This window comes from Changchengzhania lutea (assembly GCF_006974145.1).
Lineage (GTDB): Bacteria > Bacteroidota > Bacteroidia > Flavobacteriales > Flavobacteriaceae > Changchengzhania > Changchengzhania lutea.
Map to the genome: position 1 here is coordinate 777889 of NZ_CP039456.1, position 22970 is coordinate 800858.

Sequence of the window (22970 nt, forward strand, 5' to 3'; positions counted from 1 at the left end):
GATTGATTTATTCGGTTCGTAAACTATCGGTAGGATTAGATAACGCCGAACGAATGGCTTGATAACCTATGGTCAATACAGCAATAGATAGTGCTATCATCCCAGCACTTATAATGAGCCACCAATTTATGTTTATTCTATATGTAAAATTTTCCAACCAGTTAGTCATCATCCAATATGCTATAGGTATAGCAATGACAATAGCAATGAACACCAACTTTAAAAACCCTGAAGTCAGTAATTTTACAATGCTCGTAACAGAAGCGCCCAAAATTTTTCGGATGCCAATTTCTTTAATCCTTTGAGACGTTGTAAATGCAACTATCCCGAATAAGCCCAAACAAGCAATTATAATAGATAGGATGGAAAAGTAATTGAACAGTGTATTTATACGTGCTTCTTTTTTATATAATTTCTTGAAGGCTTCGTCTAGAAAGAAATAATCAAAAGGTCTGGCTGGTGAGATTTCTTGCATACTCACCTTAATACTATTTAAAGTACTTTCTATATCATTTCCAGAAAACTTTATAATCATGTTATCTGTATAATACGTTTCGGGTGACAGGGTTAGTATGAGCGGTTCTACTTTTTTATGTAAGGATTGCAGGTGAAAGTCTTTTACAACACCTACTAATTTGCCTTTTTTAGAGGCCCCCTTACTTATATTTTCCATCTCTAAACCTACGCCAATATGATCTTGAATGCCAAACTTTTGTGCAGCGGATTCGTTCATTATAAATGCTGTAGAAGAATCTGTACTGTGTTGTCTGGAAAACCCTCGTCCCTTGACCATGGTCATGCCCATAGCCGTTATAAAATTCTCATCAACCAGAATTGTAGAAGTATTGGCCTTGGTTTGGACACCTTTATAATTAACAATAGTTTCAAAATCGTAATAGCCTTTTTGCCAAGGGAAATTTGAAATTGCAGACACATCCGAAACAGAATTAATTTGCATCAATTTATTCTTTACAACATCAAAATTGTTCTGTATGTTTTCATCACGCACTGGCAATATAAGGACTTGGTCTTTGCTGAATCCTAAATTTTTCGTTTTAATAAAAGCCATTTGCGATTGCATAACAAGTGTAGCAATAATCAATACTACTGCTATAAAAAATTGGAACACTATTAATACAGATTGCAAAGAAACGCTTGCTCGATTTTTAAACACTTTACTACTGAAACCTTTTAAAGTGGAAATCACATTAAAACGAAAAAGAAACATGGTAGGAACAAGAGCTATCAAAAATCCTAAGGCTGCCAATAAAAGCCCCATAACCATCCAAACTTTAGTTGTTGTTGATAAAAATAAGTTTAATTGGGTATCCATCAACGTGTTGAATGATGGTAAAAACAGGAAACACCATAATAAAGCCAGTAGTAACGCAATAAACAGGTAAAACAAACTTTCTATCAGTGTTTGCTTCCAAATATGGCCTCGTGTAGCGCCCAAAACTTTTTTTATCCCGACTTCTTTAAAGCGCAATACAATTCTTGCCAAGAATAAGTTTATAAAATTAAATGCAGCAATAAGCAGTATGACTATTCCAGCAGCAATGAAAATATATAAAATTTTCTTGTCGATAGTGGTATGCATTTCATTCTCGAGATTTGAAAAATGTACTTCCTCCATCTTCTGCAAATCGTGAGAACGACTTTTAGTAATATAAGACGGAAGGTGCTTTGCATCAAACTCATGCAACCGCTTTTGAATAGCATTAGGTTGAATAGATTCATTCCACTTAACAAAGCTATAAATCGGGGGGTAATGCCAAGTACTTCTTGGATCTGCTATCCAAGAACCCATGATTTCTTTAGCGGCACTCATAGGCACAATCATATCAAATTGTATAGTAGACTGAGATGGCTGTTCCTTGAAAATTCCAGCAACAATAAATAGCACATTTTGTTCAACCAGTAATTCCTTACCCATAGCGTTGGTCGTGCCAAAATACTTTTTCGCTGTAGCTTCAGTAAGAAGTATATTATGAGGTTCATTTAGAACTGTAGACGTATCTCCCTGAAGCAGTTTAAAAGAGAACACATCAAATAACGTGGAGTCTGCATAAAAGAATTTTTCTTCCTGCAGTACGATATTTTTTTCTTTATTGGCAACGGTGACACTTTGCGGAAATAAGCGCACGACCTCATCTACCTCAGATAGCTGCGATTTCAATAAAGGAGCGTAAGGCAAAAAGGAATTTGCAAAATTCCTAATGGAACCTTCTGAAGTTTCATTTACAGTTATACGGTAAATCTGGTCAGTATCTGCATGAAATTTATCATACCTCATTTCATTATCCACAAATAGAAAAATAATCACGCAGCATGCAATACCTACGGAAAGTCCAAATAGATTAATTGAAGAATTCAATCTGTACCTTAAAGCCTGACGATATACCTGTTTAAAATAATTGCGGATCATAATAGTTTATTTTCGATTGTTCGTTTTTGATACTGAAACACGTTCAGCGCAGGTTGATTTATTTATTCTGTGCGCAATGATTTCACAGGATTAGATGTTGCAGCACTAATAGTCTTTCCAGCTATTGTCATCATGGCTATTAAGACCGCAATTCCACCAGCAGCCAAGAATATCCAAATATTTAGATCAATGCGGTAAGCATAGTTTTGTAACCATTTACTCATTGCCCACCACGCAATTGGTGTTGCAATGAGAAAAGCGATAGCAACCAATTTTAAAAAGTCCTTAGTCAAAAGTACCGTAATAGCTGAAACACTTGCCCCCACAATTTTGCGAACCCCTATTTCCTTACGACGTTGAGCTACAATAAGCAGTGACATTGCAAATAAACCAATACAACTTAAAAAAATAGCAAGGATAGAACCACTACCTATCATCGTAGTCATGGTACGCTCATTACGAAGTGTCCGGTCTATATTTTCATTTAAAAAGGATCCTTGAAACTCCGCATTAGGCTCTATGGATGCCCACGCAGCTTTGACATTAGTGTAGGATTGCTCTAGATTTTGAGGTGCAACTTTCACATATGCATTTCTTAAATTCCAATTAGGTAATGCAAAAAGCGTCATCGGCGCAATATTTCGATCGAGTTCCTGAAAATTAAAGTCTTTTATGACACCTACTACAGAGAAGGCAACAGAATCATCCAAGATGATTCTGGAGTTCAAAATTTCCTTTTCATTTAGCTGTTTCGCCATCGATTCATTGATGATAACAGATAAGCTATCACTAGCTAAGTTTTTTCGAAAGGAACGACCTTTTATAAGATTCAAATCTAAGGTTTCAACATAATCTGCATCGACGACTAACATGTGGGTATCCACACCACGCCCTTGGTACTCAAAACCCAAAACACTGGTAGAACGATTTCCGTCTTTACCATAACCCAAAATATTATTGGATGCTGTAATACTCACAATATTTGTTTTATTTTCAAGGGCATCCCGAAGTAGTTGCAGCGCTTGTTGGTCGTTACGTTTTCCGTTAAGAGGAAAAGCGATAACTTGGTCTTTGTTAAAGCCTAAATCTTTAGTTCGCATAAATTCCACCTGATTCTGAAGCACAAGCGTTCCGCTAATGAGTAATATGGCAATCCCAAACTGCAATACTATTAAACTGTTGCGTAAATGATTTTTTCTGCTGTTCTCCAGTTTTCCTTTTAGACTTTGTAAAGTACCTAGACGGCTCATTAATAAGGCAGGATAGCCTCCTGCAATTAGCGTGATGACCACAACACTTAGAATTAGCCCGAGCAGTATAGAGGGGCTCAATAGCGTTACAAACGAAGCTCTTGTTCTAAATAATGCCTGAAAAGGCTGCAACAACAGGGAAGCAGTTAAAATCCCCAAACCCGTAGATGTTAAAAAAACTAAAATACTTTCACCCCAAAATTGAAAGAACAACTGCCCCTCACCTGCTCCTAGCGTTTTACGCATCCCAATCTCTCGCAGTCTTTGCACACTTTTTGCGATGCTCATATTTATAAAATTGACGCAGGCGATAAATACAATGAGAATGGCTATACCCAATACCAAATAAGGCATCGTACGATTTACGGTGACTGCACCTTGATTGAAATTAGCAAACCTGATATCTGCCAAGGGTAGCAGTTTAATTTGCTTATAAATACCGTTAGAATTTGGTTGAACACCATCACGCTTGGCATCATCAATTTCGTTTTTATAGTGTAGTTGTGTGAAATCTGTAGTACTTTTTTCAAATTGTAAAGGTGTCATACCTTTGGAAAGTTGCATATAGACTTCATGATTCTCTATATCCCAACGTCCTATGGTTCTAGCATAAGCGTGATTCGGCTGACTTTTAAAATTAAGTACCACATCAAAGCCCATTGAACTTGTATCGGGAAAATCCTTCACAATTGCCGTAACAATAAAGGGCACTTGCTCCTCATCCCTTAAAATAGCAACTGTTTGACCAATTGGGTTTTCATCTCCAAATATTCTTTTTGCAGCCTTTTCAGTAATCACAACAGCAGATTCTGAAGTTATTGGATTCTGCACATCTCCTTTTACTATAGGAAAGCTGAACATATCAAAAAAATCAGGGTCTACATAAGCAACATGCATACCTAGCTGTTTGTCTTTATGGCTTAATAAAATGCCCGAACCATTATAGCGTGTTATCCTTTCAACTCCTGTTATTTCATCACGAAGTGCAACAGCAAAGGGTTCAGGTTTAGAAATATTGGCCTCAAATCCATTTGGAGTACTGTCTTCCGAATACACTTGATAAAGGTATTCTCCTTGTTCATGGAAACTGTCAAAAGAAAGTTGAAACACTGCAAACATGGCTAACAATAGGGCCACTCCAAAAGCGGTGGTAAGACCGACGATGTTAAGCGCCGTAAACGTCCTGTTCTTCCACAAGCTTCTGATTGCTGTTTTAAAATAATTGCGGATCATGATTGTTCGTTTTTTGATTAATTGATTTATTCGGTACGTAATGAATCTACTGGGTTTGATGTTGCTGCTTTAACTGATTGAAAACTCACTGTGACAAGCGTTATAATCAGTGCGCCAGAACAAGCAATAAAAAATACGGTCCATGATATATCTGTACGATAACTGAATTTTTGTAACCATTGACTCATGATATAATAAGCAATAGGAGAAGCGATTACGAGTGAGATAACGACTAGTGTAATAAAATCCTTTGAAAGAATCATCCATAACTGACTTACGGAAGCTCCTAAAATTTTCCGAACGCCAATTTCTTTTGTGCGTTGTTCTGCAACAAATGCTGCCAATCCGAAAAGCCCTAAACAACTAATAAAAATGGCTAATCCTGTAAAGACTTTGGAGAGACTTGCAATACGTTCTTCCGACCTGAATTTCTGACCATACTCTTCGTCTACAAACTGGTAATCGAATGGGAGGTTGGGGAAATTTGTCTTAAACGTATTTTCAATCAATTCTAAATTTTTACTAACACTATTTTGTGGATTTAAACGAAGATTATAATAGGCGATATTTCCATATTTTTCAAAAACATACATGGCCTGCTTTACTGGACTATATGGTGATTGCACAACCATATCTTCAATAACACCCACAATTTGCAATGGAGTAAAAGGGTCTTCGGTATCAGAATCTCTAATATATTTGCCAATTGGGTCTGTAATACCCATATATTTTACGGCAGTTTCATTTAAAATTACGGCATTGGAATCTGTTGCAAACTCGCGAGAAAAACCACGTCCAGCTTTCAATTTTAAATCTAATGTCCCAACAAACTCATAGGTGACAGAGGTGTATGCCAGATCCTCTTGAAACCCTTCTGGTTTTTCATCCCAAGTATAACCACTTCTATTGGACCAAACGTTGGTTGTAGGACTACTCATTCCTGCCATTTCTAACGCTCCTCCAGAAGCTATAAATTGATTGCGCATAATATCGTTCTTGCCAACAAATTCTGTACTCATCACTGGGATTTGAATTAATCCTTCTTTAGTATATCCGACAGGTCTATCTTTACTAAACTGAATTTGATTCATAACCACCAATGTGCCTATAATAAGTGCTATGGAAACCGTAAACTGCGTAACCACTAATATTTTTCTTGGAAGTGCCGCAAAACGGCCAGCTTTAAAGGTGCCTTTTAGAACAGTAACCGGATTAAAAGATGACAGATATAATGCGGGATAACTTCCTGCCAAAAAGGATGTGATAAGTATAAAAATTAAAGACACTCCCCAAAAGGAAAGATTAGCCCAAGGGAATATAATGTCTTTATTAGCTAGATTATTGAATCCGTTTAAGAATAGAAGTACTAAAGCAAGTGCAAAGACATAAGATAAGACAACAATTAAAAACGACTCGCTTAGAAATTGAAAGATTAATTGACCACGATGTGAACCAATAGATTTTCTGATGCCTACTTCTGTGGCGCGTTTTTCAGAACGTGCCGTACTTAAATTCACGAAATTAATACATGCTAAAAGCAATACGAAAAGCCCAATAATTCCGAATAACCAGACATTTTCGATACGACCTCCAGTTTGAATACCATTTTCAAAATTTGAACGTAAATACCAGTCTTTCATTGGTAATAGAAATATTTGTGGATTGAATTGCGCTTCATCTGTTGCTAAATTTTTCTTGACATCTTTGATTTTAGCTGTCACGACATCCATGGTGGTATTTTCATTGATTTGCACAAACATTTGAAACGAGTTGTTTCCCCAGCTATCAACAGCATTTGTAATCCATTCTTGTGCTGTTATATATTGTTTCCAGGGCATTAAATAGTGGGTGTCTTTAAAGGAACTGTTTTCCGGAATATCTTCATATACTGCCGTAACAACCATATCAAACTCATTGTTGACTTTAATAGTTTTACCTAATGGATTTTCAGAATTAAATAAGGCTTGACCGGTGGATTGCGACAGCATAATCGAATTCTTTTCTTTTAAGCCGTTTTTTTTACCTTCCAAAATATTTAAGCTTAACATGTCTGTCGCACCTTCTTGCATGAAATTCCCTTCTCTATTTAGGTTTATTTCGCCATATCCTAAATATCTGGGCTGTGTCCAGGAGGACATTATTATATGCTTAAAATTATCGTTATAACTTTCGCGCAACGCGAATTCTAATGGTCTTGGAATAGCTGGGCCGGTTCCTGTCTCATCATTAATAGTCTGATGTTGAAGAATTTGAGCGACATGTGCCTTGTTTTCGAAGTGATTGTTATAACTTAATTCGTCATGTATCCAAAGACCAATCATAATCGTTGCTGCCATTCCAATAGCAAGACCTGAAATATTAATTAAGGAATACACCTTATTCTTTATAAGATTCCGAAAGGCTACTTTTAGATAGTTTTTAAACATGATTGGTGATTTTTGATTGTTCGTTTTTTGATTGATGAAATGATTGATGTCTACATTAAAATATTTTCGGTTACTTTTTGACCATCAAGCATTCTAATAATGCGATGGCTATATTTGGCATCGTGTTCACTATGTGTTACCATAATTATGGTGGTTCCTGCTTCGTTTAAATCAATGAGCAAGTCCATAACTTCATTACCGTTCGTACTGTCTAGATTTCCAGTTGGCTCATCAGCTAAAATTAATTTTGGGTTATTAACCACAGCTCTTGCTACGGCAACACGTTGTTGTTGACCACCAGATAATTGTTGTGGAAAATGATTGCGTCTGTGCATGATTTGCATTTTCTCTAAAACCGCTTCCACTTGAACTTTTCGTTCAGCAGGTTTAACGCCGGTGTATATTAATGGCAATTCAACATTCTCAAAAACCGTAAGCTCGTCTATAAGATTAAAACTTTGGAAAACGAAACCTACATTATGCTTACGTAGTTCAGAACGTTTACGTTCCTTATACCCAGAAACTTCTTCGCCATTAAATTTGAAGCTGCCACCATCAGAATCATCCAATAGGCCAAGAATATTTAGTAAAGTCGATTTTCCACAGCCTGATGGTCCCATAATGGCAACGAATTCCCCTTGTTTCACTTCAAAGGATAATTTGTTTAAGGCAATGGTTTGAACTTCTTCGGTTCGGTAAAATTTTTCTAAATCGGTAATTTGTATCATGATGTTCGTTTTTTGATTGACTTTTTTATTTTAATATTAATTCTTGGGTATCTCCATAGCTGTCATAGCTAGATGTAATGACTTTATCACCAGGATTTAATCCGTCAAGAACTTCATAGTATTCTGTATTCTGACTTCCTAATCTGATGTTTACTTTATAGGCTGAACTGCCGTCTTCACTAACTTTAAAAATCCAATTGCCACCTGTTTTTTGAAAAAACCCGCCTTTAGAAACTAATAAGGCCTCCTTTTCGGCGCTCAATGCCACACGAATTTGAAGATTTTGACCACGACGAATACCTTCTGGCACGTCGCCTTCAAATTGCATATCTACTTGGAAACGGCCATTGGTTACTTGTGTAAACACTTTTTTAATGGTCAACGTGAATTGCTTATTATTAAATGTAAAAGTTCCCGTTTGTCCATTATAAATTCTGGAAATATAATGCTCGTCAATATCCACACGAACTTTAAAACCACTCAAAACGTCTATCTGTCCTAAGCGTTCGCCCTTATTTTTAGATTGTCCAATTTCAGCATCTAAAGAGGTTAACTGTCCATCAACCGGTGCTCTTACAACGAGATCCCCTACCTTTTTTTGCATCAATTTTAATGCGCTTTGGGTTCTTATATAAGAACTCTGGGCTTGGTTAAACTCTTGTTTGGTTGAAACAGAATCTTGACTCAACACTTTTTTAGACAATTCCATACGTTCCTTTTGGTAGTTGTAATTGTTTTCAGAAGACTCAAAATCTTGACGACCTATAGCATCTTTTTCATAAAGACGTTTATTTAAATTATAAATACGTTTCGCTTCAATTAGGCTGTTTTCAACGTCTGTAAATTGATTACGTCTATTAATGGTATTTTGTCTAGCTGCATTTTGAGAAATTTGCATTTGCGTCAACAGGTTGTAAACCGATGTTTCTTGATTGATTAGACTTAACTCCAAATCGGTGTTTGATAATCGTAAAATAGGCTCTCCTTTTTTCATGATGGCGCCATCTTCCACAAATTTTTCTTCCACACGACCCCCTTCTAAAGCATCTAGATAAATAGTTGTAATGGGTAATACAATACCGTTTACAGGAATGTTTTCTTGAAATATGGCATTGGTAATGGTGTTGATTGAAATACGCTCTTTTTCAACATTCAGTTTTGAACCACCACTTGTAGATAATATCACAAATATTATTAACGCTATGATGGCCAACCCACCTCCAAATAGCAGGATTTTTTGTTTTGAAAATTGTTTCTTTTGAATTGGAACGTCCATATTTGGTTTTTTGATTACTAATTATATAGTGAAGATGATGCCAAAGGCTTAATACACTATAAATCAATTCATAAGACAATTATGCAACATGATCAAGTGTCCGATTTTGATACACTCATGTCCGAATCTGATACAGTTTTTTACAACCTATATATTTTAGAATGCTTGCTTTTATAAGCTGAATATAAAGTTGTAATATTGTATTAATGGTTTTAAAAGATGCTTCCATATTAGTTATAGATGACGACTTCGATGTGTTGACCGCACTACGACTTTTATTAAAACCTCTAGTTAAGGAAGTCGTTATTGAAAAGAATCCGAGCAATATTAATTTTCAAATAGAGAATAATAAATTTGATATTATTATTCTGGACATGAACTTTAATGGTTTGGTTAATACTGGCAACGAAGGCATCTTTTGGCTGAATAAAATAAAAGACAAACAACCTGAAATAGCAGTTATTTTAATTACGGCTTATGCGGATATTGATTTAGCCATTAGAGGCTTAAAAGAAGGTGCTTCAGATTTTTTAGTCAAACCTTGGAAAAATGAAAAAATAGTTGGCAGCATTAAGTCTTTAATGGAGGCAAAGAAATCTGATACAAAGCGGAAGAAACCTATATTGTTAGAGCATTCTGAAATCATTGGGCAAAGTGATGCCATGAATGACGTTTTTCTAAAACTTAAAAAAATTGCGCCTACAGATGCCAATGTGTTAATTCTAGGTGAAAACGGAACAGGTAAGGATTTAATAGCAAAAGCCCTTCACGAAAACTCAAACCGAAGTGATAAACCGTTTGTAAAAGTGGATGTTGGTTCTTTAACGGCGTCGCTTTTTGAGAGTGAATTATTTGGCTATAAAAAAGGTGCTTTTACCGATGCGCGAGAAGACCGAAAAGGGCGTTTTGAAGCTGCTCATGGCGGTACGCTTTTTTTAGATGAAATAGGCAATATTAGTTTGGGTCAGCAAGTGCGATTATTAACCGTTTTACAAAATAGACAGGTAACACCATTGGGCTCAAATGAATCCATTCCAATAGATATTCGCCTGATTTGTGCGACTAATATTGAACCCAAAGTATTAGCAGACGAAAAGAAATTTAGAAAAGATTTAATCTATAGAATTAATACGGTCGATATCATCATTCCTCCGTTAAGGGATCGCGACAACGATGTCACTTTATTATCAAAACATTTTATTTCAGTTTATGCCGATAAGTATAACAAAAGTCCTTTTTCACTACATACTGGCTTTATTTCTAAACTTAAAAACCATCCGTTTCCGGGCAATGTTAGAGAACTTCAATATGTTTTGGAACGCGCTGTGATTATGACAGATGGACATATGCTAAAACCAGAAGATCTGGTGTTTTCGTCTATCGAGCGATCAACGCGTGTTAATAAAGCAACAACTACTAATTTAGACGACCTTGAGAAACAAGCTATTATCCATGTTTTAGAAAAGAACAAAGGCAATGTTTCCAAATCAGCCAAAGATTTGGGAATAACAAGAGCCGCTTTATATAGAAGATTAGAAAAATATGGACTATAAAAGTTACATTTTCCGATTATTCTTTCGGATTATCCTTCTCACAGCTGCTTTAATAGGCTTGACTTACCTCATATATTTAAAGAAAACGGCATACGCTACCGTTCTCATTTTCTTCATACTTTATCTGATTTTTAACACCTATAGCTTTGTAAAAAGACGTTTTGTAGCCATGGACGATTTTTTTGAGGCTGTGAAGTATCGTGATTTTTCCCGATGGTTTCCTGAGGACCGCGGTCCAAAAGACATTCGGTTTCTGTATACAGGGTTCAATGAAATAAACAGAACCATAAAAGAAATCAATTCCCAAAATGAAGCACAATACGTCTATCTTCAGAAGATTTTAGAAATGGTAGATATTGGTATTATTTCGTATAATCTGGAAACAGGAGATGTCTTATGGTCAAACGATTCATTCTGTGAAACATTAGATGTGCCATCGTTTAAAAATGTGCGCTTTATAGAAAGTAGAAAACCAGAATTATATAACACCATTTTTGAAACCTACCATAGAGAACCAAACTCTATTACTATTGCCTTGCAAAATGATAAGATTAAAGTGTTGATTTCAGATACGGTATTTCAAGTGGATGACGATGCGTTTAAACTTATTGTTGTTCAAAATATTGATGATACTCTAAACAAAAATGAATCGGAAGCCTGGAAAAAACTATTAAGTGTCATGACACATGAAATCATGAATTCTATTGCCCCCATTTCATCCTTAGCAGAAACGCTTCAACGAAATGTAGAACTCGCATTGAATCATCCATCAGAAAATGAACTAGAATTGGAAGATCTTAATTATGGTATAAAAACGATTAAAAACAGAAGCGAAGGCTTGTTAAAGTTTGCTAAGACCTATCGTAGTTTGAGTAAAGTCACACATTTAAATTTAAATAGAGTAAAGGTATCAGACTTGTTCAAGAATATTCAGTTATTGATGGAACCATCTATTAAAGCTAAAAATATTGCCGTTGACTTTAGCTTGAGTTCTAAAAAAATGGCATTGGATATTGATGCGCACCTTGTAGAACAAGTTTTAATAAATTTGATTTTGAACGCTGTAGATGCTTGCATAAATCAACCGAATCCCCATATAAAAGTGATGGCCGAAAAAATGCCAAATCGAGATATTGTCATCAAAGTTTATGATAATGGGTCTGGTATTCCTCAAGATATCATGGAAAATATTTTTGTGCCTTTTTTTACTAGTAAAGCTACCGGTAGTGGTATTGGCTTAAGTCTATGCAAACAAATCATGCTACTTCATAAAGGTAAGATTTTGGTAAATAGTATAGAAGGCGAAGGCTCTGTGTTTAGTCTGGTTTTCTAAATTTTTTCAATAGTCTTTCATTGTAAACCTCTATTAATTCTTCTTTTTAAATCTATATCTATTCATTATCTTTAGTCAAAAATTTAAATAAATGACTAACTTCAAAAAACTCTACACTACTCTTTTTCTTTTTTTTCTTATCATTTCCATTAACGCTCAAAAAGAAGCTGACACGAAAGTGGATTCTACGCTTTCTGGTTTAAAATTTAGAAGTATTGGTCCTGCATTTATGTCGGGCAGGATTGCGGACATCGCGATTGATCCAAACAATGAAAACACCTGGTATGTTGCCGTAGGTTCTGGAGGCGTTTGGAAAACAATTAATGCCGGAACTACATGGACACCTTTAACAGATAGTCAACCCTTTTATTCTACAGGATGCTTAACCTTGGACCCAAAGCATTCTAGCACCATTTGGTTAGGTACCGGCGAAAATGTTGGCGGCAGACATGTTGGTATAGGCCATGGCATTTACCTAAGTCAAGATGGCGGTAAAACATGGAAAAATAAGGGCTTAAAACAATCAGAACATATTTCAAAAATTATAGTAAATCCAAAAAATTCCAATGAAATATGGGTGGCCGTCCAAGGGCCTCTATGGAGTTCTGGTGGCGAACGTGGTTTGTACAAAACGGTAGATGGTGGTGACACTTGGAATCTGGTTTTAAAGAGTAACGAGTGGACCGGTGTTACCGATATTATTATGGATCCCAGAAATGAAAATATTCTATACGCAGCAACATGGCAACGGCACAGAACTGTAGCCGCCTATGTTGGAGGTGGCGAAGGCACTGCTATCCATAAAAGTACAGATGGTGGTGAGACATGGAATCCACTTAAAAACGGGTTGCCCACTTCTGAAATGGGGAAAATCGGGCTTGCCATTTCGCCCATAAACCCAGATGTTTTATATGCTGCTATTGAACTCGATAGAAAAAAAGGTGCCGTCTATCGCTCCGAAAATCAAGGTGGAAGTTGGACGAAAATGTCTGATGCTGTTTCAGGCGGAACGGGACCTCATTACTATCAAGAACTGGTGGCATCACCACATGAATTTGATAAAATTTATCTTATGAATGTCAGGGTTTTGGTTTCTGAAGATGGCGGTAAAAACTTCTATACGATGAAGGAATCAAATAAACACTCCGATAATCACTCCATGACCTTTAAACCAAACGATCCAAATTATTTATTAGTTGGTACCGATGGTGGAATTTATGAATCGTTCGATAATACGGAGACATGGAAATTTGTAAATAATCTACCAATCACCCAGTTTTATAAATTAGCAGTGGACGATGCGAAGCCTTTTTATAATGTTTATGGAGGCACCCAAGATAATAATTCTCAAGGTGGCCCTTCGCGTACACTTAAAACCAATGGCATTTCCAATTCCGATTGGTTTGTACTCTTGGGCGGTGACGGGCACCAACCTGCCACCGAACCTGGAAACCCTAATATTGTATATGCACAATCGCAACAAGGTAATCTACATCGCGTGGACCGAACAACCGGTGAAGCTGTTTATATCAAACCACAGTCTGGTATCGACGAGCCTTATGAGCGCTTTAATTGGGACTCCCCTATTATTGTTAGTCATCATGACCCAAAACGAATTTATTTTGGATCGCAGCGGGTATGGAAATCAGATAATCGTGGCGATAGCTGGACACCAATTTCAAAAGATTTAACCAAAAACCAAGAGCGCTTAACACTGCCCGTTATGGGTAAACAAAAAAGTTGGGATGCTGCTTGGGATGTTTATGCCATGTCTACTTACAACACCATCACCTCCCTTTCTGAGTCACCCAAAAATAGTGATATTATATATGCTGGCACTGATGACGGTGTTATTCAATACACCAAAAATGGTGGAACTTCATGGACATCTTTGAATGTTAACAATCTACCTGGTGTGCCTTCAACGGCATTTGTAAATGATATAAAAGCTGATTTTCACGATGCTAACAATGTTTATGTCGCCTTAGATAACCATAAGTTTGGAGATTATAAACCTTATCTTTTAAAGAGTGAAAATGGTGGAAAATCATGGATATCCATTACAAACGGAATTCCAGATAACACCTTGATTTGGCGTCTGGTGCAAGATCATATCAATCCTAATTTATTATTTCTGGGCACCGAATATGGCATTTATGTTTCACTCAATCAAGGTGAAAAATGGATAAAATTTTCTGATGGGTTACCTACAATTCCTTTTAGGGATTTAGCCATTCAAAAACGTGAAACCGATTTGGTGGGTGCATCATTTGGGCGCGGATTTTATATTTTAGATGATTATAGTCCTTTAAGAGCCATGAGTAGTGACGGATTCTCAAAAGCGAATTTATTTAAGCCTAGAAAAGCATTACAATATGTACCCATTAGAGGCGGAACATCTAGTCAAGGCGCAAGTTATTTCCTTGCTAAAAACCCAGAATACGGTGCTTTGTTCACCTATTATCTTCCAGAAAATTTTGAAACCCAAAAAGCAAAACGACAAAATAAAGAGAAGCTTTTAAAGAAGGATAATAAAAATATTCCTTTTCCAGGCTGGAATGCTTTGGATGAAGAAAAAAACGAAAGTGATGCTTCCATAATTTTAGTGATAAGAGACCGTAATGATAAATTTGTGACACGAATAACTGGTGATTATAAAAAAGGATTTAACCGCGTGTCCTGGAATTTAAGAAAACCGTTTGTTGCCTCATTAAACATGGATAAAATCGACGAACCTAATACCAATTACTACAATTTGTTTGTAGATGATGGTACTTATAATGTGTCTATGTATTCAAAAATTGATGGTGAAATAAAACCATTGGGAGAAAAGCAAACCTTTGTAGTGGAGCGTATTAGTCAAAGTAGTCTTGATAACCCAATGAACAGTAATCTCGAAGCCTATACTTCAGACTTGAAAGTTTTCAAACAAAGCATGGCGATCTCTGTAAATATGTTTAATAAGGCATCAGAAAAGTTAAAGGCATTAGAGAAGGCCTTACCATATGCCGAAGAAAATCCGGGAGCCTTGGGTGGAGAAATTGCTTCCTTAATTAAAACCATGAACTCCATTAATCAATCCCTCCATGGAAATGCTTCTAAAAAAGAAGTAGGAGAAAAAGACTTGCCTTCTATAATGCAGCGTTTATATGTAGCGCAAAGTAGTTTAAGAGGTAGTTATGGTCCCACTGAAATGCATATGGAAAGTCTAAAAATGGTGAAGGCGATGTTCTACAGAATCAAACCAAAAATAGATACCTTTGCGAACGATGATATTCCAAACATGGAAGCAAAACTTTATAAAGCTGGCGTCCCTCCCATTTTGGATTAAAAATAAAATATTAAAAAAGCCCTGTGAAAATTTCCACAGGGCTTTAATTTTTTTGTTGCTTGAGATATGGCCTATTCCATGTCACCTTCTGCATGCATTGGCTCTGAACTCATAAGGTGTTGCATTAATCCACCAAAATCTGCATACATTTGACTGTAACGAATTTTTCCTTCTTCATCAAAATCAAAGGACTGGTAGGTTTTAATAACACCTGATTTAGCTTCAGTAGAATCTGTTGCTGGAAGCGTAACTTCCCAATCGCTATAATGTCTTACCGAGCCATCAGCCATCTTAGTGTCTGCATTCACTCCTGGCAATAATACAGGCTCATTAAGCATTTTAAAGTCGAACATTTGCATGGTCATTTTATCATTTTCAATGACTTCATTTAACGTTAAGCTGTCTTTTTCGGCTCCAAAAGCAGTTTCGACCGCTACAAAATCTGAAGCATAATTTGAATAGTCTGGTGTTTCATTTACCCAGTTTTCCAATTCATTTAAAATAATTTGTGAGTTTTTTTCAAAAGTTTCTTGCGCTGAATTATCTGGCTTTTGTTCACAAGAAAAAACAATTAAAAGAATACATAAAATTGAATACATACTTTTCATAGGTGTGGTTTGAATTTGTTAGTAAGGTCTAAAGTTAACAAATAAAACTTAAATATTTGATTTTCAGACTGTTTATGTGAGTTTCGTGAAAAAGAGTATAAGTATAATATAATGAACCGTTTTAAACGATTAATAAAAAAACCTCATGTAAATAAATAATTTACATGAGGTTTTTAATGTTTATATATTAAGTAATTCTAGCCTACTTTTTGTTTCTTTTTCATTTTCTCTAGCAGCAATAACTCATGCTGTATTTCTTCTTTTCGTTTATTGAATTTTCTAACCTTTTCGTCTCTTTCTTCTTGTTTTCTAATGGACTCTAGGCGTCTCGCTTCTTCTTCTAGCAACTCATTTTTTCTAGCTCTATTTTGTTTAAGCTTTTCAAAAGCCACAGAAGCATAGGCATACCCATACATACTTAGGAATAAAAGCGCAATTAAACCGAGTATCACATAACCGTTTTCCATAGTGCTATTAAAATAAAAAATTAAAGGATTATTAAGTTTTGTTTATTAAAATTATTAATTCTCCATAAATATACAGAAAATCTTAATGATCTAAAAAATAAAAAAGGTGAAGTACTTAAAAAGAAGTTGAACTAGTTAAAAAACCTTCTAAGTAATCCCATTGATTACAAAGAAGGCTTTTAGTGATTGTGTAAATGAACTACCTCGCCACAAGGGTAAGAGGTATCATATAAGGATACCCTTTTTATTTAAACGCAGGTGTCGGGGAATTAAACCTAAAAAATAATTTGGTTGGCTAATCACTGAACTCATCTTGACTTTTTATGTTTAACCGAAAATGAGATGAAATTTGTCCAGATTAGGCACTTTTTGAAAGACATAGCATCGCTACGGATAAAAAAAGTAACGAATTATGGGCAGATTTCGGCCATTTTTTAGGAAATAGAAAAAGTCAAGATGAGTTCACTACAAAGCTATTATGAAGTGCACTATTTTAAATAGAATTAGGGAAAAGAAAATTATTGACTTGTAACTGGAAACCCTTCAGATTTCCAATTTAAAATACCGCCATCAAGGTTGACGATTTTTTTGAAACCGACTTGCTGAAATTGTTCAATGCTATTGGCACTGCGCTTTCCTGAACGGCAATAGATAAGCACAGGTTGATCTTTATCTAATTTGTCAATCTCCTCAATGAATGAAGGTGCTAAAAAATCCATATTTATTGCAGCTTCAATATGTTCTTCCTGAAACTCTTCAAGTGTTCTCACATCTACTAACTGAACGGTCTGCTTCTCTAGAAGTTGTTCAAAAGCCTCAGGTGCAATCGTTTCAACAACACTATTTTGTTTAGCTTGTTGACAATTAAGTAAGGTTAAACTAAAGGTACATGCTATTAAAAATATAAATCTTTTCATTATAACTATTTATTCTATATCAATTAAATCACCTTCCCATTTCAAAATGCCACCTTCTAAATTATAAGCGTTTTCAAAACCAAGTTGTGCCATTATAGAGCATGCTTGTCCACTTCTTTTCCCAGACCTGCAGTATACATAATAGTTTTTACTTTTATCTAAGCTATGCAACTCATTAATAAATTCTTGGCCTTTATAAATATCTAAATGCACAGCGTTAGGTATAATGCCTTCTTGCACTTCATCATCTGTTCTAACATCTAATATCACAGCATTCTCATCATGTTCTAACTGTGTTACCCATTCTTCTTGCGTTAAGTCTTCCATTTTTGATATAATATCATTAGTTCGCACAAAACTAAGACATCTATTTTAAAAAGATCACAAAAAAACGGAAGTATTACATCTCGTATTTATTTTTACTTAATTCTAAAACTAGACTTTAATACTACAACCAATAGCTTTTGTTTCCGTTTCTTTTACTTCTTTTCCAGCTAGCAATGCATCTACGGCATTTTCAACATATCTTGTTTTAACAGCAGCAGCATCTTGGTAGTTATCATCAATAGCACCTATATATTTCACAACATTACCATCCTTTGTTTTTTGTAAAACGAATATATGTGGCGTTTTAGTCGCCCCAAATTTAGGGTACACGTTTTGGCCTTCATCCATTAAATAAGGAAACGTAAAGCCTTTGCTTGTAGCGCGCGCTTTCATAGCATCCATATTATCCCCAGGTTTCACACTGGTATTGTTAGGCATAATGGCTATAACGGGATAGCCTTTTAAAGCATATTTTTTATCCAACTCAATAATTCTATCTTCATACTTCACAGCAAACGGACAAGTATTACAAGTAAAAGTTATAATAAACCCTTTTGCATCTTTATAATCTGATAAGGACACCATGTTACCATCAATATTCTTAAGAGAAAAATCATCAGCTACATCGCCTATTTTATAGCCATCACTTGTTGTATTACTGGTAATAGTAAAAGCGCTTAGGCCAATTACAATAGCAAAGCATGCTATCAGTTTAATGGGTGTTTTCATAATTTCTAATTTATAAATTTATTGATTTCTTCTTCTAATCCACTATATGTAAATGATCGTTCATAAAATTCCTTAACATCATTTCTATATATTAATGTTGCAGGTATTGATCCAGACCAGCCTTTATCCACTTTAGGAATCCACGAATTCATATCTACATCGTCTAAAGCGATCACTTTAGATTTTAGACCATTACGCTTTATAAAGGGTTTCAACTTTGAATCATATAAATGCGGAAAATCGAGGCTGACTAATAATACTTCCACATTTTTTGATGCATAGTGTTCATTTAATTTTTCAAAATATGGCAACTCTTTAACACACGGGGCGCACCAAGTGGCCCAAAAATTAACAACATGAATTTTATCGTCATGATTGTTTAAAAATTCCTCAAGCCCAGCATAATCATAAACTTCTAAAATTATAGCATCCGTAACTTCATGATTCTTTTTTGTTGATGTGCGTGTTTCCATGACAACATTTTCATTTTTCTTATTATCAGCACAACTACAAATTATTAATATGGCAAAAAAAAGAGTTTTTAATTTCATAAGTATAAATTTAATTAATACTTGATTCGTTTTACGCTAGTTTAACAAACATTTATATAAAAAAGACATGAAAGTATTGTGTAGTATTATTTTCATTTCTATATTTGAATCATAAAAATTTACAAATGCATACAATTTTAAATCATACTTGGTGGTGGAGCTTTCGAAACTTACGTTCGTGAAGTAAAACCCTAGTATATTTAAAACTTAAAATATTCAAAAGGCTTGTCATTCACGACAAGCCTTTTTTTATGAACCTATTTAAGCTTTTCTATATAAAAAACATGAAAACATATAGTCTATACACGCATTACAAAAAAATTCTGGCAGACACCATCACCCCTGTTAGTATTTATTTAAAAATACGCGATAAATACCCTAATAGTATTTTGCTAGAAAGTAGCGATTATCACGCTAATGATAACAGTTTCTCATACATCTGTTTTAACCCCATAGCCTCAATAAAAGTTAAAAACGAAAGTATTTCACAAACATTTCCTGATGGTCATACCGAAGAAACCAGTATTAACGAATCAACAAATGTTACAGAGGAGATTCACCAATTTACTAAACGATTTCAGGTGAATTCGGATACGGATTTCAAATTTATCAATAATGGTATTTTTGGTTATATTGCTTATGATGCCGTAAGATACTTTGAAGATATCAAGATCTCCAAAAAGAATGATTCCATTGAAATACCAGATGTGTATTATGCGGTATATCAAAACATCATCGCCATTAATCACCATAAAAATGAAGCCTATATCTTTGCACATTGTTTTGATACAGAAAGTAATATTGATGACATAGATCACTTAATTAAAGTAAAAAATTTTGCGTCTTACAACTTCAAATCAAAAGGCGATATCACGTCGAACTTAACAGATAATGAATATAAGGCACAGGTAGAATTGGCAAAAAAGCATTGTGCGCGTGGTGATGTATTTCAACTGGTACTCTCTAAAAATTTCGCTCAAGAATTCAAGGGTGACGAATTTAATGTGTATCGGGCCTTACGCAACATCAACCCATCGCCTTACCTATTTTATTTTGATTACGGTAATTTCAAAATTTTCGGAAGTTCTCCAGAAGCACAACTTATTGTTAGCGAAGGACAAGCGGAAATTCATCCCATCGCCGGCACTTTTAAGCGAACGGGTAACGACACGCAAGATGCCGAATTAGCCAAACTTCTAGTAAAAGACGATAAAGAAAATGCAGAGCATGTGATGTTGGTGGATTTAGCAAGAAATGATCTCAGCCGTAACGGGAGCGATGTCACGGTAGACACCTATAGAGAGGTTCAATTTTTCTCACATGTCATCCATTTAGTCAGTAAGGTTACAGGAACAAAACATCAAGACACGGCAACCATGCAAGTGGTGGCAGATACCTTTCCTGCTGGCACATTAAGTGGCGCACCAAAACATCGTGCTATGCAACTCATTGAACAATACGAAAAAACAAGTAGAGCCTTTTATGGTGGTGCTATTGGGTTTATGGATTTTGAAGGAAATTTTAACCATGCCATCATGATCCGTACTTTTTTAAGTAAAAACCACAAATTACATTGGCAGGCAGGCGCAGGGTTAGTGTCAAAATCCAACCCAGAAAACGAGTTACAGGAAGTATATAATAAATTAGGAGCATTAACAAAAGCTATAGAGTTAGCAGAAGATATTTAAAATTATGGCGTTACCACAAGGGTCGGGCTTTCCGCTATATCTTTTGCAAAAAAAGCAAAAGGATGCCGCTTCAATCCCTAACGCAAAAAAGTCAACAGTTTCAAGTAAACAGTTGGCAATAAAAAAAACAAATAGTAAAAAAAGTCTAGAAAACATTCGTGAATTCGTAGCAAAATAAAAAATGACAAAAGTATTGGTAATCGATAATTACGACAGTTTCACCTACAATTTGGTGCATTATTTAGAAGATTTAAACTGCGAGGTCACCGTGGTTAGAAATGATAAATTAAATTTAGAGGATGTTGAACCATTTCAAAAAATCGTATTGTCACCTGGTCCAGGAATTCCAGACGAGGCTGGTTTACTTAAACCAATTATTAAAAAATATGCCGCAACCAAAAGCATTTTAGGAGTATGTTTAGGGCAGCAAGCCATTAGCGAAGTCTTTGGAGGATCACTTATTAATTTGGACAATGTGTATCACGGTGTTGCCACGCAAGTCACCATTTGCGTGGATGATGAGATACTTTTCAAGGATTTAGATAAGAATTTAGAAGTTGGTCGTTATCATTCCTGGGTGGTCGATCCTAATTTGCCAGCATGTTTAGAAGCCACTTCTTTTGATAGCAATGGCCAGGTCATGTCGTTAAGACATAAACAATATGACGTAAAAGGCGTTCAATATCATCCCGAATCGGTTTTAACACCAGACGGGAAAAAAATATTGGAAAACTGGTTGAATAGTTAGTGGTATTCAGTAGACAGTGGGCAGTGCTTACTCAGTTGAAAAAAAACGACAATAAGAAATAAATAATAACATTTGAATTGAACTTGGGTTTCCGACACCGTCGGAATCATCAAAATTCAGAAATAATGAACGAAGGAATGGAGATGCGAAGCGCAGCTTCATGCACGTAATTCCGAAAGGAAATGGTGCTTTAGCAATTTCCTGATTTTGATTTGATTTTTTGGTTCGTTTTGTATCAAGACAAAATGAGATAAAACTAAATAGAAAGTAACATTAAAAAAATCCCTGCCTGCGCAGGAATAACAAAAATGAAAAATTTATTAAACAGACTTATAAATCACGAAAGTATTTCCAGCGAAGAAGCAAAACACGTTTTGGTAAACATTTCCAATGGCATGTACAACCAAAACCAAATCGCTTCTTTCCTTACCGTATTCATGATGCGTAGCATCACACTAGAAGAATTAAGAGGATTTAGAGATGCGCTTTTGGAGCTTTGTATCTCCATAGACTTAAAGGAATTTAATGCCATTGATTTGTGCGGCACTGGTGGTGATGGCAAAGACACCTTTAACATCTCAACCTTATCATCTTTTGTTACAGCTGGCGCGGGCGTAAAAGTAGCGAAACATGGCAATTATGGTGTGTCATCAGCTTGCGGGTCTTCCAACGTTATGGAATACTTAGGCATCAAGTTTTCTAATAATGAAGATTTCTTAAAACAAACCATTGACAAAGCAGGAATCTGTGTGCTTCACGCGCCGTTATTCCATCCAGCCATGAAAAATGTAGCACCCATTCGTCGTGAATTGGGTGTAAAAACCTTTTTTAATATGTTGGGCCCTATGGTAAATCCTTCATTTCCTAAAAATCAAATGGTAGGCGTCTTCAACTTAGAATTGCTGCGTTTGTATGGTTACCTCTATCAAAATACCGATAAAAATTATAGCATCGTGCATGCCTTAGATGGTTATGACGAAATATCATTAACAGGAAAAACCAAAGTGATTTCAAATGATTCTGAAACACTTTTTTCACCAGAAGATTTAGGAGTTTCTCAAATTAACCAAGAAGCCATTTTTGGAGGAAATACTGTTGAGGATGCTGCTAATATTTTTATAAATGTAATACGTGGTAAAGGGACGGAAGCTCAAAACAATGTGGTTTGTGCCAACGCAGGTTTAGCTATTTCCACAACGAAACAAATAAGTCATAAAGCAGGTTTTGAAATGGCAAAAGAATCATTACTTTCTGGAAAAGCACAAGGCAGTTTAGATAAATTGATTGAATTGAGTAAATAAAAAGTTTATAGTCACAGTTTCAGCTAACAGCGAATATTCGACAGGAATTTACTCAGATAGATTAGGTTTTTTTGAT

The 22970-nt window shown here is 35.5% G+C and carries 17 protein-coding genes; 6 read left to right on the plus strand and 11 right to left on the minus strand.

Annotation, left to right across the window (positions count from 1 at the left end; genetic code table 11):
* Positions 1-7: 7 nt before the first annotated feature.
* The 5 genes from FAF07_RS03655 to FAF07_RS03675 form a co-directional block, all read right to left on the minus strand.
* Positions 8-2428 (minus strand): ABC transporter permease, encoded by a 2421-nt coding sequence (locus tag FAF07_RS03655; protein WP_142783832.1) that lies wholly within the window; start codon positions 2426-2428, stop codon positions 8-10.
* Between the two features lie 62 nt (positions 2429-2490).
* Complete coding sequence (locus FAF07_RS03660; RefSeq protein WP_142783833.1) at positions 2491-4911, minus strand: ABC transporter permease; 2421 nt, start codon at positions 4909-4911, stop codon at positions 2491-2493.
* Positions 4912-4937: 26 nt separating this feature from the next.
* Positions 4938-7337 carry an ABC transporter permease gene (locus FAF07_RS03665; protein WP_142783834.1) on the minus strand — a complete coding sequence of 800 codons (2400 nt, stop codon included), beginning with the start codon at positions 7335-7337 and terminating at the stop codon, positions 4938-4940.
* Between the two features lie 50 nt (positions 7338-7387).
* Positions 7388-8065, minus strand: a complete 678-nt coding sequence (locus FAF07_RS03670; RefSeq protein ID WP_142783835.1) for an ABC transporter ATP-binding protein — start codon at positions 8063-8065, stop codon at positions 7388-7390.
* 25 nt (positions 8066-8090) lie between these two features.
* A complete protein-coding gene (locus FAF07_RS03675; RefSeq protein WP_142783836.1) occupies positions 8091-9341 on the minus strand; it encodes an efflux RND transporter periplasmic adaptor subunit in 1251 nt (416 codons plus the stop codon).
* A 206-nt stretch (positions 9342-9547) separates the two neighbouring features.
* On the opposite strand from FAF07_RS03675, the gene FAF07_RS03680 reads away from it, so the two are divergent.
* The 3 genes from FAF07_RS03680 (at position 9548) to FAF07_RS03690 (ending at position 15558) form a co-directional block, all read left to right on the plus strand.
* Entirely contained in the window at positions 9548-10894 is a 1347-nt protein-coding gene (locus FAF07_RS03680; RefSeq protein ID WP_142783837.1) for a sigma-54-dependent transcriptional regulator, read from the plus strand.
* Entirely contained in the window at positions 10884-12227 is a 1344-nt protein-coding gene (locus tag FAF07_RS03685) for a sensor histidine kinase (RefSeq protein ID WP_142783838.1), read from the plus strand. Before FAF07_RS03680 ends, FAF07_RS03685 begins: the two co-directional genes overlap by 11 nt.
* 91 nt (positions 12228-12318) lie before the next feature.
* Entirely contained in the window at positions 12319-15558 is a 3240-nt protein-coding gene (locus tag FAF07_RS03690) for a WD40/YVTN/BNR-like repeat-containing protein (protein ID WP_142783839.1), read from the plus strand.
* 71 nt (positions 15559-15629) lie between these two features.
* Here FAF07_RS03690 and FAF07_RS03695 read toward each other — a convergent pair whose 3' ends face one another.
* The 6 genes from FAF07_RS03695 to FAF07_RS03720 form a co-directional block, all read right to left on the minus strand.
* Complete coding sequence (locus FAF07_RS03695; RefSeq protein WP_142783840.1) at positions 15630-16157, minus strand: hypothetical protein; 528 nt, start codon at positions 16155-16157, stop codon at positions 15630-15632.
* A 206-nt stretch (positions 16158-16363) separates the two neighbouring features.
* Positions 16364-16633, minus strand: coding sequence for a hypothetical protein (locus FAF07_RS03700; RefSeq protein ID WP_142783841.1), 270 nt, complete (start codon positions 16631-16633; stop codon positions 16364-16366).
* A gap of 518 nt (positions 16634-17151) precedes the next feature.
* Positions 17152-17550: a rhodanese-like domain-containing protein gene (locus FAF07_RS03705; RefSeq protein WP_142783842.1), complete on the minus strand. Its 399-nt coding sequence runs from the start codon at positions 17548-17550 to the stop codon at positions 17152-17154.
* Positions 17551-17559: 9 nt separating this feature from the next.
* The gene (locus FAF07_RS03710; RefSeq protein WP_142783843.1) at positions 17560-17877 is read right to left on the minus strand and encodes a rhodanese-like domain-containing protein; all 318 of its coding nucleotides are present in this window, start codon (positions 17875-17877) and stop codon (positions 17560-17562) included.
* A gap of 108 nt (positions 17878-17985) precedes the next feature.
* Positions 17986-18606, minus strand: a complete 621-nt coding sequence (locus FAF07_RS03715; protein ID WP_142783844.1) for a thioredoxin family protein — start codon at positions 18604-18606, stop codon at positions 17986-17988.
* A 5-nt stretch (positions 18607-18611) separates the two neighbouring features.
* The gene (locus FAF07_RS03720) at positions 18612-19157 is read right to left on the minus strand and encodes a TlpA disulfide reductase family protein (RefSeq protein WP_142783845.1); all 546 of its coding nucleotides are present in this window, start codon (positions 19155-19157) and stop codon (positions 18612-18614) included.
* A gap of 284 nt (positions 19158-19441) precedes the next feature.
* On the opposite strand from FAF07_RS03720, the gene FAF07_RS03725 reads away from it, so the two are divergent.
* The 3 genes from FAF07_RS03725 (at position 19442) to trpD (ending at position 22894) form a co-directional block, all read left to right on the plus strand.
* Entirely contained in the window at positions 19442-20845 is a 1404-nt protein-coding gene (locus FAF07_RS03725; RefSeq protein ID WP_142783846.1) for an anthranilate synthase component I family protein, read from the plus strand.
* Positions 20846-21026: 181 nt separating this feature from the next.
* Complete coding sequence (locus tag FAF07_RS03730) at positions 21027-21593, plus strand: anthranilate synthase component II (protein ID WP_142783847.1); 567 nt, start codon at positions 21027-21029, stop codon at positions 21591-21593.
* 308 nt (positions 21594-21901) lie between these two features.
* Positions 21902-22894 carry an anthranilate phosphoribosyltransferase gene (gene trpD, locus FAF07_RS03735; RefSeq protein WP_142783848.1) on the plus strand — a complete coding sequence of 331 codons (993 nt, stop codon included), beginning with the start codon at positions 21902-21904 and terminating at the stop codon, positions 22892-22894.
* The last annotated feature ends 76 nt before the right edge of the window (positions 22895-22970 follow it).

Coding starts and splice junctions, on each gene's coding strand:
- FAF07_RS03675 (WP_142783836.1), bottom strand. CDS start 9,341: ATGGACGTTCCAATTCAAAAGAAACAATTTTCAAAACAAAAAATCCTG.
- FAF07_RS03680 (WP_142783837.1), top strand. CDS start 9,548: ATGGTTTTAAAAGATGCTTCCATATTAGTTATAGATGACGACTTCGAT.
- FAF07_RS03670 (WP_142783835.1), bottom strand. CDS start 8,065: ATGATACAAATTACCGATTTAGAAAAATTTTACCGAACCGAAGAAGTT.
- FAF07_RS03710 (WP_142783843.1), bottom strand. CDS start 17,877: ATGGAAGACTTAACGCAAGAAGAATGGGTAACACAGTTAGAACATGAT.
- FAF07_RS03690 (WP_142783839.1), top strand. CDS start 12,319: ATGACTAACTTCAAAAAACTCTACACTACTCTTTTTCTTTTTTTTCTT.
- FAF07_RS03725 (WP_142783846.1), top strand. CDS start 19,442: ATGAAAACATATAGTCTATACACGCATTACAAAAAAATTCTGGCAGAC.
- FAF07_RS03700 (WP_142783841.1), bottom strand. CDS start 16,633: ATGGAAAACGGTTATGTGATACTCGGTTTAATTGCGCTTTTATTCCTA.
- FAF07_RS03685 (WP_142783838.1), top strand. CDS start 10,884: ATGGACTATAAAAGTTACATTTTCCGATTATTCTTTCGGATTATCCTT.
- FAF07_RS03665 (WP_142783834.1), bottom strand. CDS start 7,337: ATGTTTAAAAACTATCTAAAAGTAGCCTTTCGGAATCTTATAAAGAAT.
- FAF07_RS03720 (WP_142783845.1), bottom strand. CDS start 19,157: ATGAAATTAAAAACTCTTTTTTTTGCCATATTAATAATTTGTAGTTGT.
- FAF07_RS03705 (WP_142783842.1), bottom strand. CDS start 17,550: ATGAAAAGATTTATATTTTTAATAGCATGTACCTTTAGTTTAACCTTA.
- FAF07_RS03730 (WP_142783847.1), top strand. CDS start 21,027: ATGACAAAAGTATTGGTAATCGATAATTACGACAGTTTCACCTACAAT.
- FAF07_RS03660 (WP_142783833.1), bottom strand. CDS start 4,911: ATGATCCGCAATTATTTTAAAACAGCAATCAGAAGCTTGTGGAAGAAC.
- FAF07_RS03695 (WP_142783840.1), bottom strand. CDS start 16,157: ATGTATTCAATTTTATGTATTCTTTTAATTGTTTTTTCTTGTGAACAA.
- FAF07_RS03715 (WP_142783844.1), bottom strand. CDS start 18,606: ATGAAAACACCCATTAAACTGATAGCATGCTTTGCTATTGTAATTGGC.
- FAF07_RS03655 (WP_142783832.1), bottom strand. CDS start 2,428: ATGATCCGCAATTATTTTAAACAGGTATATCGTCAGGCTTTAAGGTAC.
- trpD (WP_142783848.1), top strand. CDS start 21,902: ATGAAAAATTTATTAAACAGACTTATAAATCACGAAAGTATTTCCAGC.